Source organism: Rhodococcus sp. SBT000017, assembly GCF_003688915.1.
Taxonomy (GTDB): domain Bacteria; phylum Actinomycetota; class Actinomycetes; order Mycobacteriales; family Mycobacteriaceae; genus Rhodococcoides.
In genome coordinates this window covers 3190594-3204603 of sequence record NZ_REFU01000001.1, presented here as the reverse complement: position 1 = coordinate 3204603, position 14010 = coordinate 3190594, and the positions used below count along the sequence as shown (strand labels likewise).

The window sequence follows — 14010 nt, the reverse complement described above, 5'->3', positions numbered from 1 at the left end:
GCTCGCGTCATGGATCGGCCTGCGGTAATTCTCGAAAACGATGTGACCGTGTACGACTTCTACCTGCGACACCAGCAGAATCGTCAGGTCGCGAGGTTGGCGTATGCCACCCTCGCCCGACGCTTCCGCCCGCGGGTGTCGTATCCCGACGGTGCCCGTGAGGAGCTGCGTCGTCTTGTCTACGACAACACGCGTCTGCTCATCGCGGTCAATCATCTGACCGAGAACGATCCGTACACGCTCGCAGCGGCGGCATGGGCGTCGCCGCTGCGTCCGGTCATCGGCCGCACGCGGGTATTGGCCAAGGATGAGCTGTTTCAGGAACCGAAGCAGCGCAAGCGAATCGACATGATGGGTGGCATCCCCGTCTTTCGCGGCAAGAATCACGGCATGCGGGCGGTCAGCGCAGCCGGCAGCCGCATGATGGACGTCAGTGCCGAGCGAATGAAGCGGGGCGACGACCTCGCGGTGTTTCCCGAGGGCACCTGCAATCTCGAGGATCCGACGACGGTGCAGCACGTCGGTAGCGGTATCGGCCACATCGCGATGCGGGCGCGCAAGCTCGGGGTCGAGCCGGTGCTGATCTGCATCGGTCTGAGCTACGGCCCCGGTGTACCGAAGGTGAAGCAGGCGAGCGTCTACATCGATTCGCCCATCACGGATCTGCCCGAAAAGCCGATCGACTTCACCCGTGTGGTGGCGCAGGGAATGCAGAAGGCGCTCGACGGTGCGGTGGCTGCGTACTGACTGCGCTGCCGGGGTTGGTAGAAACAGATGACAGGTAATTCGATTCGGCCATTGTCAGGAGATATTCGTGAGTGATCAGATCAAGACGGCCATAGTCACCGGTAGTGCGCGTGGAATCGGCGCTGCGGTAGCGAAGCGGCTGGCCAAGGACGGTTTCGGAGTCGCCGTTGTGGACCTCGACGAGGCCGCGTGCAGCGACACCGTCGGCGCAATCCAGGCTGCAGGTGGACAGGCAGTGGCCATCGGTGCCAACGTCGCCGACGAGGAATCGGTCCAGACTGCGGTCGATCGCATCGCGAGCGAGTTCGGTGCGCCGACCGTACTGATCAACAACGCCGGCATCACCCGCGACAACCTGCTGTTCAAGATGACGGTGCAGGACTGGGATTCCGTTCTGGGCGTACACCTGCGTGGATCGTTCCTGATGACCCGCGCGGTCCAGAAGCACATGATCGACGCCAAGTGGGGTCGCATCGTCAACCTGTCGAGCACGTCCGCCCTCGGCAACCGCGGCCAGGCCAACTACTCCGCCGCCAAGGCCGGAATGCAGGGCTTCACCAAGACCCTCGCCATCGAACTCGGCAAGTTCGGCGTCACCGCCAACGCCATCGCCCCCGGGTTCATCGAGACGGAGATGACGGCGGCCACTGCAGAACGCGTCGGCATGCCCTTCGAGGAATTCAAAGCCGCTGCGGCGTCGCAGATTCCGGTCAATCGCGTCGGACACCCCGATGACATCGCGCACCTGGCGTCGTTCTTCGTCAGCGAGGGTGCCGGCTTCATCTCGGGCCAGGTCGTCTACGCCGCCGGTGGGCCGAAGGACTGACCTCTCGCGGAGGCGCGAATGGTCCATTCACCGGCCCTGACGGGGGTGAATGGACCATTCACGCGAGAACGGGGGACTACTACGAATACGTGTAGAAGCCCTTACCGGTTTTGCGACCCAGCATTCCGGCGTCCACCATGCGCTGCAGCAGCGGCGGCGGGGCGTAGTGCGGTTCGCGGAACTCCGCGTAGAGCGACTCCGCCACCGCGAGGGTGACGTCGAGGCCGACGGTGTCGGTCAGACGCAACGGGCCCATGGGGTGTGCGCAACCGTTGACCATGCCCTCGTCGATGTCCTCTGCGCTGGCGAAGCCGGACTCGAGCATGCGGATGGCCGAGACCATGTACGGGATGAGCAAGGCATTGACGATGAATCCGGCGCGATCGCCCGCGCGGATCGTCTTCTTGCCCAACGTGTTTCCGGCGTAGTCCGTCACCGCTGCCACGGTCTCTTCGCTGGTGAGCAGGCTGACGACGATCTCCACCAACGGCAGCACCGGTACGGGGTTGAAGAAGTGAACTCCGACGACCTTGTCGGGACGCTTCGTCGCGTTGGCCATCTTGATGACCGGGATCGACGAGGTGTTGGTCGCCAGGATTCCCTCGGGCTTGACGATGGAATCGAGCTTGCCGAACAGATCCAGCTTCAGCGATTCGATCTCCGGAGCCGCCTCCACCACCAGATCGCGGTCAGCGAAGTCGTTGATGTCGAGCGTCAATGTGATTGCAGCCCTGGCCTTCTCGGCCGCGTCGGCTTCGATGCGGCCGGACTTGACGGCACGAGCGAAGGACTTGTCCAGGCGAGCTTCGGCAGCGTCGGCGGTGGCCTGACTCGTTTCCAGGATCATGACGGAACTGCCGGAGCGAGCACACATCTCGGCGATGCCGGCTCCCATGGTGCCGCCGCCGATGACTCCTACGAGTTCGATGGTGCTCATTTGAGCAGCGCCCGCGACATGACGACACGCTGAATCTGGTTGGTGCCCTCGTAGATCTGGGTGATCTTGGCGTCGCGCATCATGCGCTCGACCGGGAAGTCGGTGGTGTAGCCGGCGCCGCCGAAGAGCTGCACGGCGTCGGTGGTGACCTCCATGGCCACGTCCGAGGCGAAGCACTTCGCTGCCGCGGAGATGAACCCGAGGTTCTTCTCGCCGCGCTCGGCGCGGGCTGCGGAGCTGTAGACCATCAGACGTGCGGCTTCGACCTTCATCGCCATGTCGGCGAGCATGAACTGCACTGCCTGGAAGCTCGAGATCGCGTTGCCGAACTGCTTGCGGTCCTTGGTGTATGCGATGGCTGCGTCGAGGGCACCCTGTGCCAGACCGACGGCCTGTGCGCCGATGGTCGGGCGGGTGTGGTCGAGCGTTTCCAGCGCAGTCTTGAAGCCGGTGCCGGGATCGCCGATGATGCGATCGCCGGGGATCTTGCAGTTCTCGAAGTACAGCTCGGTGGTGGGCGAACCCTTGATGCCGAGCTTCTTCTCCTTCGGGCCGATGCTGAAGCCCTCGTCGTCGATGTGCACGATGAACGAGCTGATGCCGTTGGCACCCTTGTCGGGGTCGGTCACGGCCATGACGGTGTACCACTCGGACTTGCCGCCGTTGGTGATCCAACACTTGGCACCGTTGAGGATCCAGTCGTCACCGTCCGCCTTGGCGCGGGTGCGCATGGCGGCGGCGTCGGACCCTGCTTCGCGCTCGGACAGGGCGTACGACGCCATCGCGCCACCGGCGAGGGAGGGCAGGACCTGCTTCTTGAGTTCCTCGGAGCCCTTGAGGATCAGGCCCATCGTGCCGAGCTTGTTGACCGCGGGAATCAGCGAGGACGAACCGCAGACGCGTGCAACCTCTTCGATGACGATGCAGGCAGCGACAGAATCGGCACCCTGGCCGTCGTATTCCTCGGGAACGTGGATGGCGTTGAAGCCCGAGGCGTTCAGCGCTTTGAGTGCTTCCTCGGGGAAGCGGGAGTCCTCGTCGACCTCTTTGGCGTACGGGGCGATCTCCTTCTCCGAGAGCGCCCGAATGGCCGCGCGCAGTTCGTCGTGCTCTTCGGGCGATTGATACAGATCGAAGTCGGGATTTCCGGCCATGTCGGCCACGCTCCTCGGTATGTCGGGGGTAGCACTGCCCACAGAGGGCACTCAGTGCCAAGAATTGCCCCAGTGTACGTCCGAATTCGGACTGATTCAAGACCGGGTCTCGGGCATCCGGCACTCAGTGCCACTCGGGCCGGGCCAGTCAGGCGCTTGTGTGATCGGCCAACGCGTCGACGACTTTGGTGACGGACGTGCCCCGGGGGAACGACGCGACGACGATCTCACCGAAGAACTGCGCGCGGACTTGCGCAAGTGCTGAACGCAGATCCTCGACGGACGTCGGCAGGCCGTCGCGAATCATCCGACGAAGGATGTAGTTGTGCGTCGCGGTCACCGTGGCCGAGAACTGCAGGATCTCCAGGTGAGGGTGATCGGGCAGAACGCGCTGCAGATATTCGACGAAAAGTCGGTCGTACCGAAACACGGTGACGATTTCTCGGTCACGCAGCGCGGGGATCTTGTGGACCACCTGGTAGCGCAGGCGTGACATCTCGTGCCACTCGGAAAACCGCTCGTACACCAACTGCGCGGCATCGCACACGGCCCGCCACGGATCGCCCTCGTTCGATTCGAGAAACGCGCCGGCCTGCTCGAGCAGAATTTCGTGATCGGCGAAGACGACGTCTTCCTTGGCGCGGAACTGACGAAAGAATGTCCGACGCGAGATTCCGGCGGCACCGGCGATGTCGTCCACCGTCGTCGACTCGTAGCCCTTGACGGAGAACAGGTCGAGGGCCGCGGTGGCCACGGTGAGCCTGAAGTCGGTGGATTCTTCGGGTTCTCCGCGCATGGGAGTGAACGTAGCCGAGTTTCGGGACAGGCAGGAGGTCGTCCACTCCCGTCCGTTGATTGCTAGTGTTCGCAAGTAGCCTGCTGCGCGGTGGCGGGTGCCACGGGAGGACTTCATGGCCACGGATCAGAGCCGGCCGCTGTACAGAATGAAAGCCGACTTCTTCAAGACGTTGGCGCATCCCGCGCGCATTCGGGTGCTGGAGTTGCTGAGCGAGCGCGAGCATGCCGTGTCCGAGCTGCTTCCGGAGATCGGCATCGAGCCGGCCAATCTGTCTCAGCAGTTGTCCATCCTGCGGCGCGCCGGTCTCATCGAAGGCACTCGGGAAGGCCTGTCGGTGTCCTACACGTTGACCTCTCCGAAGGTGGCCGACCTGTTGCTCGTCGCGCGGGAAATACTCACGGGAGTGGTGGCCAACCAGGCCGAGCTGTTGGAAGGCGAGTCCGGAACGCGCACCTGAACCGGCAGCCTCGGATGGTCTGGCTCACGTCGCTGTTCACCTGATTCATTACTTGCTAAACTTAGCAATCAGCTGGATCAGGATCGATGAGTTCTCAGAGAGCGTCACATGTCCGAACCGACGAAACCCACCCGTAAGACCGACGCCTCGAGGGCTGTGACAGCGCTCCTGCCCAGATGGAGCGAGTGGAAACCCGCCTTCCGTGCGCCGGGTGCGGATCTGCTGGCCGGTCTGATCGTGGCCCTCGTCGCATTGCCTCTGGCGCTCGGCTTCGGTGTCAGCACTGGATTGGGTGCCGCGGCCGGCCTGACCACGGCGATCATTGCCGGCGTCGTCGCCGCGGTATTCGGTGGGTCACGGTTCCAGGTGTCCGGTCCGACCGGTGCCATGACGGTGGTGCTCGTGCCGATCGTTGCCGAATACGGGCCGACCGGCGTGCTCGCCGTCGGGCTGATGGCCGGGGTCATCCTGCTCGCGCTCGCCGCTGCCGGCGTCGGTCGAGCCGTCCGGTACATGCCGGCACCCGTCATCGAAGGGTTCACCGCCGGCATCGCCGTCGTCATTGCGCTGCAACAGGTTCCGTCGGCCCTGGGCGTCACCGACGCCGAGGGTGAGAAGGTGTGGCAATCCGCGTTCGACGCGGTGCGCTCGTTCGTCTCGCACGCGAGCGTTCTGACGCCCACCGTGGCCGTCACGGTCGCGATCGTCATGCTCGTCGGCGGCCGCCTGGCTCCGAAAATCCCGTTCTCGCTGGTTGCGGTCGCCGGAGCGACTGTGGTCACCCAAGTGTTCGACCTCGACATCGCCCGCATCGGCACAATTCCGTCGTCGCTCTCCGCCCCGAGCCTGAGCTTCTTCCACCTCGGTGACGTGACGGCGTTGTTGGCACCGGCGTTCGCCGTCGCTGCGCTCGCGGCCCTGGAATCGTTGCTGTCCGCGACCGCGGCGGACTCGATGGGCGTCGGCGCGCGGCACAACCCCGACCGCGAACTGTTCGGGCAAGGGCTGGCGAACATAGCCGCACCGTTGTTCGGCGGGATCCCCGCCACCGGTGCCATCGCCCGCACTGCCGTCAACGTTCGATCAGGGGCGCGGACGAGGCTTGCAGCGCTCACCCATGCCGTGATCCTCGCCGCCATCATGTACTCCGCCGCGGGCTTGGTGGCCGACATTCCACTCGCGGCGCTGGCCGGGGTACTCCTGGCAACGACGGTGCGCATGGTCGAAACCGCGTCGATTCGAGCGATCACTCGTGCGGGCCGCGGCGACGCCGTGGTGATGGTGGCGACCTTCCTCGTCACGGTCGTCTTCGATCTGGTGACGGCGGTGGCGGTCGGCGTCGGGTTCGCTGCGGTGCTGGCCCTGCGGGCTGTCGCGCGATCCGCCAGGGTCGAGCAGGTTCCTCTGGACGCACTCGACGCGGTCTCGACGGAAGAAGAAGGCTTGCTGCGCGAGCACATCGTGGCCTACCGGATCGACGGCGCTCTGTTCTTCGGAGCCGCGCACAGCTTTCTGCTCGAACTCGCCGACGTGTCGGACGTGAAAGTGGTGATCCTGCGCATGTCACGAGTGACCACCATCGACGCCACCGGAGCCATCGTCCTCAAGGACACGATCACCGCACTCGAACACCGCCATATCACCGTCCTCATCTCTGCGGCCAAACCCGAACACCTGCGGCCGCTGACGGCGTTGGGTGTTTTCACCACCAAGGACGACGAGGCGCGCCGTGTTTTCGAGACCACGCCGCAGGCCATCGCCTACGCACGCACCGTCGTGACCGAGGCAGCCGAACCCCGCGGGTAGGGTCCAAGTCACACTTGCGTAGGAAAGGACCGGCTCATCGTGGCTCTCGTTGCAGGAATCGACTCCTCCACCCAATCGTGCAAAGTATTCGTTAGTGACGCTGAATCGGGAGAGCTGGTGCGCCAGGGGCGAGCTGCTCATCCCGACGGCACCGAGATCGACCCGCAGCGCTGGAAGGATGCGCTCGATGAGGCGGTGGCAGCAGCAGGCGGACTCGACGATGTGGACGCGGTGTCGGTCGGTGCGCAGCAGCACGGCATGGTGTGTCTCGACGAGGCGGGAACTGTGGTCCGAAAATCCCTGCTGTGGAACGACACTCGGTCGGCACAGGCCGCGACGGACCTGGTGTCCGAGTTGGGAAAGGAGACCGGCGTCGACGGCGGGCAGGCCTGGGCCGACGCTGTCGGAGTGGTTCCGCTGGCTTCGATCACCGTCGCCAAGTTGCGATGGCTCGCCGACCACGAGCCAGAGAACGCCGATCGCACTGCGGCCGTGTGTCTTCCGCACGATTGGCTCAGCTGGCAGCTCGGCGGAGCAGCCGGACTGGATTCGCTGGCCACCGATCGGGGCGACGCCAGCGGTACCGGGTACTTCTCTGCTGCCTCGAACGAATATCGAACCGATCTGTTGCAGTTCGGTTTTCGGGGGCGCAACCCGCAGCTTCCGCGGGTCGCCGCGCCGAACGAGGCCATCGGCCGATTGCGCAGCGGTGGACTGATCGGACCGGGGACCGGAGACAACGCCGCCGCGGCCCTCGCTCTCGATGCCCAGCCCGGTGACGTGGTGGTCTCCGTGGGCACCTCCGGCGTCGTATCTGCTGTGACATCGGTTGCAGCAGCAGATGGTTCGGGTCTGGTCGCCGGATTCGCCGACGCCACCGGCCGTCAACTGCCGCTGGTGTGCACCCTCAACGCGGCTCGCGTCCTTGATGCGACGGCGCGGCTATTGGGCGTAGACCATGACGAGCTGTCTCGGTTGGCGCTGTCGACGAGCAGTGAGGGCCTGGTGTTGGTGCCCTACCTCGAAGGCGAGCGCACCCCCAACCGTCCGGACGCATCCGGTGCGATTCATGGCCTGCGACTGAACAATTCGACGCCGGGTCACCTGGCGCGGGCGGCAATCGAGGGACTGCTGTGCGGCTTGGCCGACGGTATCGATCACCTGCGTGCACAGGGGGTGGAGACGAAGCGGGTGTTGCTCATCGGCGGCGGTGCGAAGTCTGCTGCGTTACGCGAGCTTGCCCCGGCCATTCTCGGAGTTCCGGTGATCGTGCCCGAGCCGGGTGAATACGTCGCCGACGGTGCCGCGCGCCAGGCGGCATGGACACTGGCCGGGACCAGCGAGCCTCCGACCTGGGCTCAAGCACCGTCGCAGACATACGAGGCAGACCCGACCCCGGCGGTGCGCGAACGCTACGCCGAGTATGCGGCTGCGCCGCAGTGGCGTGGTTGAGTGCCGCAGAGGGCACTTAATCGCGCCACTGCGCGTAGCGCACTAGGGAATCAGGCGGGCGTCTCGGTAGCGCGCGATCACCGAGGCGATGGCGTCCGGCGTGGATCGGAAGCCGAGGAAGCTGGCCTTCTTGGACTTGTTCATGTCCGTCAGGCATTCCATGTCGCGGCCGAGGTCGCCGTCGGTGTGCCACCACGACGCCAGACGCGAGACATCGCTTTCGGCCAGATCGTGCTTCTCGGCGATGCGCTTCCACGCGGCAGCCGCGTCGGACATGCAGGGTTCGAGGGGACGCGGCTCGCTGTCGAAACCCTCGGGCTCGACGCCGAAGTGCGCGGCGAACTGCGGCCACAGCCAGCGCCAGCGGAATACGTCTCCGTTGGCGATGTTGAAGGCCTCGTTGTGCGCATTCTCGTCGGTTGCGGCCCAGACCATCTGCTCGGCGAGCAGGTCGGCGTCGGTGAGGTCGGTGAGCCCGTTCCACTGGGTCTCGGAGCCGGGGAAGACGAACTTCTCGCCGAGTTCCTTGCAGATCGACGCGTACACGGACAGCGTCAGCATCATGTTCATTGCGTTGCCGACCGCGAAGCCGGAGATGGTGTGCGCGCGGTGCACGCTCCAGCCGAAGCCGAACTTCTCGGCACCGGCGAACAGTTCGTCTTCCTGCGCGTAGTAGAAGTTGGGGGTGTCGAGGCGATCCTCGGTTTCGTGGAACGGCGTCTCGGCCATCACTGCTTCGCCGTAGGCATCGAACGGTCCGAGGTAGTGTTTGAGTCCGGTCATCAGCGCGACGTGCTTCACCGAGTCGAGGGGGCCGAGCACGTTCAGCACGTTGCGCAGGGTCGCTGAGTTGACCTCAATGTTCTCCTGCTCCGAGTCTTTCTTCATCCAGGCGGTGAAGAACACGACTTCGGGGCGGACGTCGTTCAGAGCCTCCTCGAGCGAGTTCACGTCGAGCAGATCCGCGGCCACGGGGATGACGCCGTCGACGGTGACACTGCCGCTGCGACTCAGTCCGTAGGTGGTCCAGCCGGCCTCGAGTGCGGCGCGGCACAGGGCCTGCCCGGAGATTCCGGTGGCACCGACGATCAGCGCGCGCGTCTTGTTCGTAGTCATTCGGACCGACTACCCACTGAGGCCGATGCAACACGTGACGCGTCGAGTCTCACAACAGAGTGAGAACTTGCTGGGCAACGAGCACGAGCGCGCCGACGGCGGAGACGGTGATCGCGACGATCCGTAGGCGTCGACGATCGAGAACCCGATTGACCACCCGTGAAAGCAGAAAACCGAGAATCGTCGCCGGGGCAAGGAACACGAACAGCGTGGCCGTATGGGCATCCACAGCGCCGGCGACCGCCAGTACCGCCAGCGAGATGATCGATCCGACCAGGAAGAAGCAGCTCATGGTGCTGCGCAGTTCGGCCCCGGTGTTGCGTTGCCACACCAGCGCCATCGGCGGTCCGCCGATGGAGGTCGCGGTTCCCAGAATGCCCGACGCGGCCCCGGCCACCACCAGATTTCGTCGGTGCGGGAACGGGACCCAGCCGAACGACGTCAGTGCGACGCCGCCCAACACCACGAGCGCGAGCAGTGTGGCCAGTCCGCGCTCGGGCAGTAGAACGAGCAGAAGTGCACCCACCGCCGAACCGGGTAGGCGACCGGCGAGCGCCCACCCCGCTCCCGAGAGATCGAGGGCGGTGCGATCACGAACCAGCACGAGCACGCTGACGACAACGGCGAGCATGATGAGCGTTGCCGGGATGAGACCGGGGTCGACGATCGCCACGATGGGTGCGGCGAGCATGCCCATGCCGAATCCGATGGACGCCTGCATTGCCGATGCGAAGAATATGGTCAGGGCGACGACGACAAATCCGGTGACGCTCAGGTGTGTCGCCATCACGTCCCGGCAGCAACGAGGCCGAGATTGCCTGCGGCGAGGGGATAGTGGCATTCTGCGATGTGATCGGCCTCGTCGGCGTCGAGCGCAACCGGGGGTGCCTCGCTGGCGCACAGTTCGGTGGCCTTCCAGCAACGCGTGCGGAATCGGCAACCCGACGGCGGGTTCAGCGGCGACGGTACCTCGCCCTTCAGCAGGATCTTCGTGCCTCGACTCGACGCGTCGAGTGTGGGTGCGGCCGACATCAATGCCGCGGTGTACGGGTGAGCCGGTCGGTCGAATACTGCTTCGGTGGCGCCGGATTCGACGATGCGTCCGAGGTACATCACAGCGACGCGGTCGGCGACGTGTCGGACGACCGACAGATCGTGCGAGATGAACACGTACGAGATGCCGAGTTGCTTCTGCAGGTCGTTGAGCAGGTTGAGTACCTGCGCCTGTACCGAGAGATCGAGCGCCGAGACCGGTTCGTCGCAGATGATCACGTCGGGGTTCAGCGCCAGAGCTCGCGCGATGCCGAGGCGTTGGCGTTGACCGCCGGAGAATTCCTGCGGGAAGCGGTTCTCGTCGCTCGGTCGGAGTCCCACCAGATGCAGCAGCTCACGCACGCGTGCGGAGCGATCGCGGCGAGTCTTGTACAGGCTCTTGTGAGTTCGCCAGGGCTCGCCGATGATGTCCCCGGCGGTCATCCTCGAGTTCAGTGAACCGTAGGGGTCCTGGAACACCATCTGCACCCGTCGGCGCCACGCGAGAAGTTCCTTGCCGCGTAGCCCGAACGGGTCGATGCCGTCGAAGGTGACGGTGCCCGAGTCGGGCCGTTCGAGCATCATCAGGGTGCGCGCGAGAGTGGACTTGCCGCAGCCGGATTCGCCCACGAGCCCGAGGGTCTCGCCGCGTCGTAGGTCCAGGTCGATGGCGTCGAGGGCGCGGAGCTTGCCGCGGCCGACGTCGAAGGTCTTGTTCAGGCCGCGGACGGTCAACAGTTGCTCAGACATGACTGGATACCTCGTTCGGGAAGTGGCAGGCCGACATCCGGCCGTTGCCGACGGATTCGAGCGGAGGGCGAGTGCTGATACAGATGTCGCGGGCGATCGGGCAGCGGGCCTGATACACGCACCCGTCGGGGATGGAGTGCAGATCCGGTGGGGTGCCGCCGATCGACTTCAGATCCTCACCGCGGACGGCGTGTACTGGTACCGAGTCGAGCAGCCCCTTGGTGTAGGGGTGTCGCGGTGCGTCGAATACCTCGGACACCGGTCCGGTCTCGACGACGTTGCCCGCGTACATGATCGCGACCCGGTCGGCCTCCTCGGCCACGAGGGCGAGGTCGTGAGTGATGAGTACGACGGCCATGTCGTGTTCGGTGCGTAGTTCCTTGAGCAGAGCCATGATCTGCGCCTGCACCGTGACGTCGAGGGCGGTGGTGGGTTCGTCCGCGAGCAGTACCGACGGACTCAGGGCCACGGCCATCGCGATCAACAGGCGTTGGCGCATCCCACCGGAGAACTGGTGTGGGTAGGAGTCGGCGCGGGATTCGGGCTCGGGGATACCCACGCGGGCCATCAGTGCGATGGCCTCTGCCCGTGCTTGTTTGCCGGACATACCGCGGTGGATCCGAAACGGCTCGGCCAGTTGGGTTCCCACGGTGTAGACCGGATTGAGGGCGGTCAGTGCGTCCTGGAAGACGATGGCCAGTTCGGTGGCTGCGATGGTGCGTCGCACCTTGGTCTTCGCCGTCACCAGGTCCACCTCACCCATCTCGACCGAACCGCCGGTGATGTCTGCGATCGGCTCGAGCAACCCGACGATGGCCTGCGCCGTCATCGACTTGCCGCAGCCCGATTCACCCAGCAGAGCGAGGGTTTCGCCGCGGCGGGCGGTGAAGGTGACGTTGTCCACGGCGCGAATGACGCCCGACGGCGTCCGCAGATCGACGGTCAGTCCGCGCACGTCCAGGGCGACGCTACCGGTAGCGGAGCGTCGAGGTGCGGTTGCCGGTGCGCTCATGAGAGGACCTTTCGTACGGGGAGCAGGCGAGACCGCTTGGAACGGGGGACGTTGAGTCGCCACCGCTGTGCCGGATCGGTGGCGATGCGGGCCCAGGCGGCGAGGACAGTGGCCGAGACGGTCGTCAACACGATGGCCAGGCCGGGGAAGAAGGAGAGCCACCAGGCGGTCTGCAGGTAGGTACGGCCCTGCGAGACCATCAGACCCCAGGAAACGTCCGGCGGCTGAATGCCGATGCCCAGGAAGCTCAATGACGACTCGGCGAGAATGACGAAGCAGAAGTCAAGGGTCGCGACGGTGAGCAGGGTCGGCAGCAGGATCGGGGCCACGTGCCGTCTGATCACCGATCCGCTTTTCGCCCCGAATGTTCGTGCGGCGTCGACGAACAACCGACTCTGCAACTCGGCCGACTCCGCGCGGGCAGTGCGCAGGTAGATAGGGATTCGGGTGACCGTCAGGACCAGCACGATGTTCGCGGCACTGGGGGAGAACACGTAGAGCACCACGACGGCCATCAGCAGGGATGGGAAGCTGAGGATCACGTCGGCGACGCGCATCGCCGCGGTCTCGCGCCAACCGCGATGAAAGCCGGCCCACATACCGATGAACGAGCCGATGATCGCGGAGAGGATGACGGCCGGAATGGCAACCGAGAGTGTGGTTCTGCTGGCCACGATCAACCGGGCGAGCATGCTGCGACCGAGTGGATCGGTGCCGAGAATGTTCATCCACCCGGTGTCGAGGGTGAACGGAGGCAGGTTCGAGCGGTCGAGATCCTGATCGGTTGCGGCGTCACCGACCAGCATCGGCCCGAAGATCGCGGTGAGGAAGACCAACACCAGGATCGCGGCGGCCACGGTGGCGACCCTGTCTCGTAGCAACAGCTTCCACAGCGGAGCCGACGCCTTGCGGGCTTCCACCGGGCTCTGGGGCGGAACATTCTCGGGCTCGGACGTTTTCGGTGCTTCGAAGTCGAGTGACATCAGTTTCTCCTAGACCTTCACCTTGTCGCGAACCCGGGCGTCGAGCAGTGCGTAGCAGGCATCGATGACGATGTTGAGCACGAAGATGGACACCGCCGTCAACAGCACGGCTGCCTGCAGAACGGCGAAGTCGCGCTGCAGGATGGCGTCGATCATCAACTTTCCGATGCCGGGCCAGCCGAAGATGGCCTCGACGACCACCGCTCCGTTGACGAGTCCGACCATCAGATCGCCGGCGACGGTCAGTGCCGGCGCCGCGGCGTTGCGCAGAGCATGATGCGTGACGACCCGAAGATCGCCTGCTCCTTTGCTTCTCGCCAATCGAACGTACGGTGCCGACAGTGCCGACACCATCGCACCCCGCACCACCTGAGTCAGTACTCCGAGCGGGCGAATGAGCAGGGTGGCGATCGGCAACACCCAGGAGAGCATTCCGCTGTCCACGCCCGAGGTGGGCAGCCAGCCGAACAGGATGGCGAAGACGTAGACGCCCATGATGGCGAACCAGAAATCGGGGATGGATGCGGCCGTCATCGACAGCAGGCTCGAGATGCGATCGGCCAGCGAGTTGGGCCGGTACGCGGCCCAGCAGCCGATGATCACCGCGCCGAGGATGGCGAGGAACATCGTCGCGAACGCCAGCTGCAGCGTCGCGGGGAACGCGCGCAGTGCCATCGCCGACGCGTCCTCGCCGGTGCGGAGCGACTGCCCGAAGTCGAGTTGGACGACGCCCTTGAAGTAGTCCAGCAGCTGCGTCAGCACCGGCTGATCGAAGCCGTTGGTGGCGCGGAACGCCTCGCGCTGCGCTTGGGTTGCAGACTCGGGTAGGTACAGGCTGGTGGGGTCGCCGGTGAGCCGGGCGAGGAAGAACACGCCCAGCAGAACGACGAACAGCGGGATCAGGCTGGTGTAGATCCGTCGGCGCAGGAATCTGAACAT

Annotated in this window: 14 protein-coding genes; 5 read left to right on the top strand and 9 right to left on the bottom strand. The window is 65.1% G+C overall.

Going from position 1 to position 14010, the window contains the following annotated elements; translation table 11 throughout:
• Nucleotides 1-9: 9 nt before the first annotated feature.
• On the top strand, nucleotides 10-747 hold the full coding sequence (locus tag AYK61_RS14880) for a 1-acyl-sn-glycerol-3-phosphate acyltransferase (protein ID WP_121871347.1): 738 nt from the start codon (nucleotides 10-12) through the stop codon (nucleotides 745-747).
• 67 nt (nucleotides 748-814) lie between these two features.
• On the top strand, nucleotides 815-1573 hold the full coding sequence (gene fabG / locus AYK61_RS14875) for a 3-oxoacyl-ACP reductase FabG (RefSeq protein ID WP_121871346.1): 759 nt from the start codon (nucleotides 815-817) through the stop codon (nucleotides 1571-1573).
• A 79-nt stretch (nucleotides 1574-1652) separates the two neighbouring features.
• Here fabG and AYK61_RS14870 read toward each other — a convergent pair whose 3' ends face one another.
• From AYK61_RS14870 to AYK61_RS14860, 3 genes are all read right to left on the bottom strand, one after another.
• On the bottom strand, nucleotides 1653-2501 hold the full coding sequence (locus AYK61_RS14870; protein WP_272913838.1) for a 3-hydroxybutyryl-CoA dehydrogenase: 849 nt from the start codon (nucleotides 2499-2501) through the stop codon (nucleotides 1653-1655).
• A gap of 5 nt (nucleotides 2502-2506) precedes the next feature.
• Entirely contained in the window at nucleotides 2507-3673 is a 1167-nt protein-coding gene (locus tag AYK61_RS14865) for an acyl-CoA dehydrogenase (RefSeq protein WP_121871344.1), read from the bottom strand.
• 139 nt (nucleotides 3674-3812) lie between these two features.
• On the bottom strand, nucleotides 3813-4460 hold the full coding sequence (locus AYK61_RS14860) for a TetR family transcriptional regulator (protein WP_121871343.1): 648 nt from the start codon (nucleotides 4458-4460) through the stop codon (nucleotides 3813-3815).
• 115 nt (nucleotides 4461-4575) lie between these two features.
• Here AYK61_RS14860 and AYK61_RS14855 point away from each other — a divergent pair, with 115 nt between their 5' ends.
• From AYK61_RS14855 to AYK61_RS14845, 3 genes are all read left to right on the top strand, one after another.
• Nucleotides 4576-4920 carry a helix-turn-helix transcriptional regulator gene (locus AYK61_RS14855; RefSeq protein ID WP_121872769.1) on the top strand — a complete coding sequence of 115 codons (345 nt, stop codon included), beginning with the start codon at nucleotides 4576-4578 and terminating at the stop codon, nucleotides 4918-4920.
• Nucleotides 4921-5028: 108 nt separating this feature from the next.
• Nucleotides 5029-6726, top strand: a complete 1698-nt coding sequence (locus AYK61_RS14850; RefSeq protein WP_121871342.1) for a SulP family inorganic anion transporter — start codon at nucleotides 5029-5031, stop codon at nucleotides 6724-6726.
• A 39-nt stretch (nucleotides 6727-6765) separates the two neighbouring features.
• Nucleotides 6766-8178 carry a xylulokinase gene (locus tag AYK61_RS14845; protein WP_121871341.1) on the top strand — a complete coding sequence of 471 codons (1413 nt, stop codon included), beginning with the start codon at nucleotides 6766-6768 and terminating at the stop codon, nucleotides 8176-8178.
• Between the two features lie 42 nt (nucleotides 8179-8220).
• Here AYK61_RS14845 and AYK61_RS14840 read toward each other — a convergent pair whose 3' ends face one another.
• From AYK61_RS14840 to AYK61_RS14815, 6 genes are read right to left on the bottom strand one after another with little or no spacing between them, the layout of a single operon-like run.
• Nucleotides 8221-9294: an SDR family oxidoreductase gene (locus AYK61_RS14840; RefSeq protein WP_121871340.1), complete on the bottom strand. Its 1074-nt coding sequence runs from the start codon at nucleotides 9292-9294 to the stop codon at nucleotides 8221-8223.
• A 49-nt stretch (nucleotides 9295-9343) separates the two neighbouring features.
• Nucleotides 9344-10081, bottom strand: coding sequence for a sulfite exporter TauE/SafE family protein (locus AYK61_RS14835; RefSeq protein ID WP_121871339.1), 738 nt, complete (start codon nucleotides 10079-10081; stop codon nucleotides 9344-9346).
• Nucleotides 10081-11076 (bottom strand): ABC transporter ATP-binding protein, encoded by a 996-nt coding sequence (locus AYK61_RS14830; RefSeq protein ID WP_121871338.1) that lies wholly within the window; start codon nucleotides 11074-11076, stop codon nucleotides 10081-10083. Before AYK61_RS14830 ends, AYK61_RS14835 begins: the two co-directional genes overlap by 1 nt.
• Entirely contained in the window at nucleotides 11069-12088 is a 1020-nt protein-coding gene (locus tag AYK61_RS14825; RefSeq protein WP_121871337.1) for an ABC transporter ATP-binding protein, read from the bottom strand. Before AYK61_RS14825 ends, AYK61_RS14830 begins: the two co-directional genes overlap by 8 nt.
• Nucleotides 12085-13071 carry an ABC transporter permease gene (locus AYK61_RS14820; RefSeq protein WP_121871336.1) on the bottom strand — a complete coding sequence of 329 codons (987 nt, stop codon included), beginning with the start codon at nucleotides 13069-13071 and terminating at the stop codon, nucleotides 12085-12087. The genes AYK61_RS14825 and AYK61_RS14820 overlap by 4 nt, the downstream gene beginning before the upstream one ends.
• A 9-nt stretch (nucleotides 13072-13080) precedes the next feature.
• Nucleotides 13081-14010, bottom strand: a complete 930-nt coding sequence (locus AYK61_RS14815; RefSeq protein WP_027495305.1) for an ABC transporter permease — start codon at nucleotides 14008-14010, stop codon at nucleotides 13081-13083.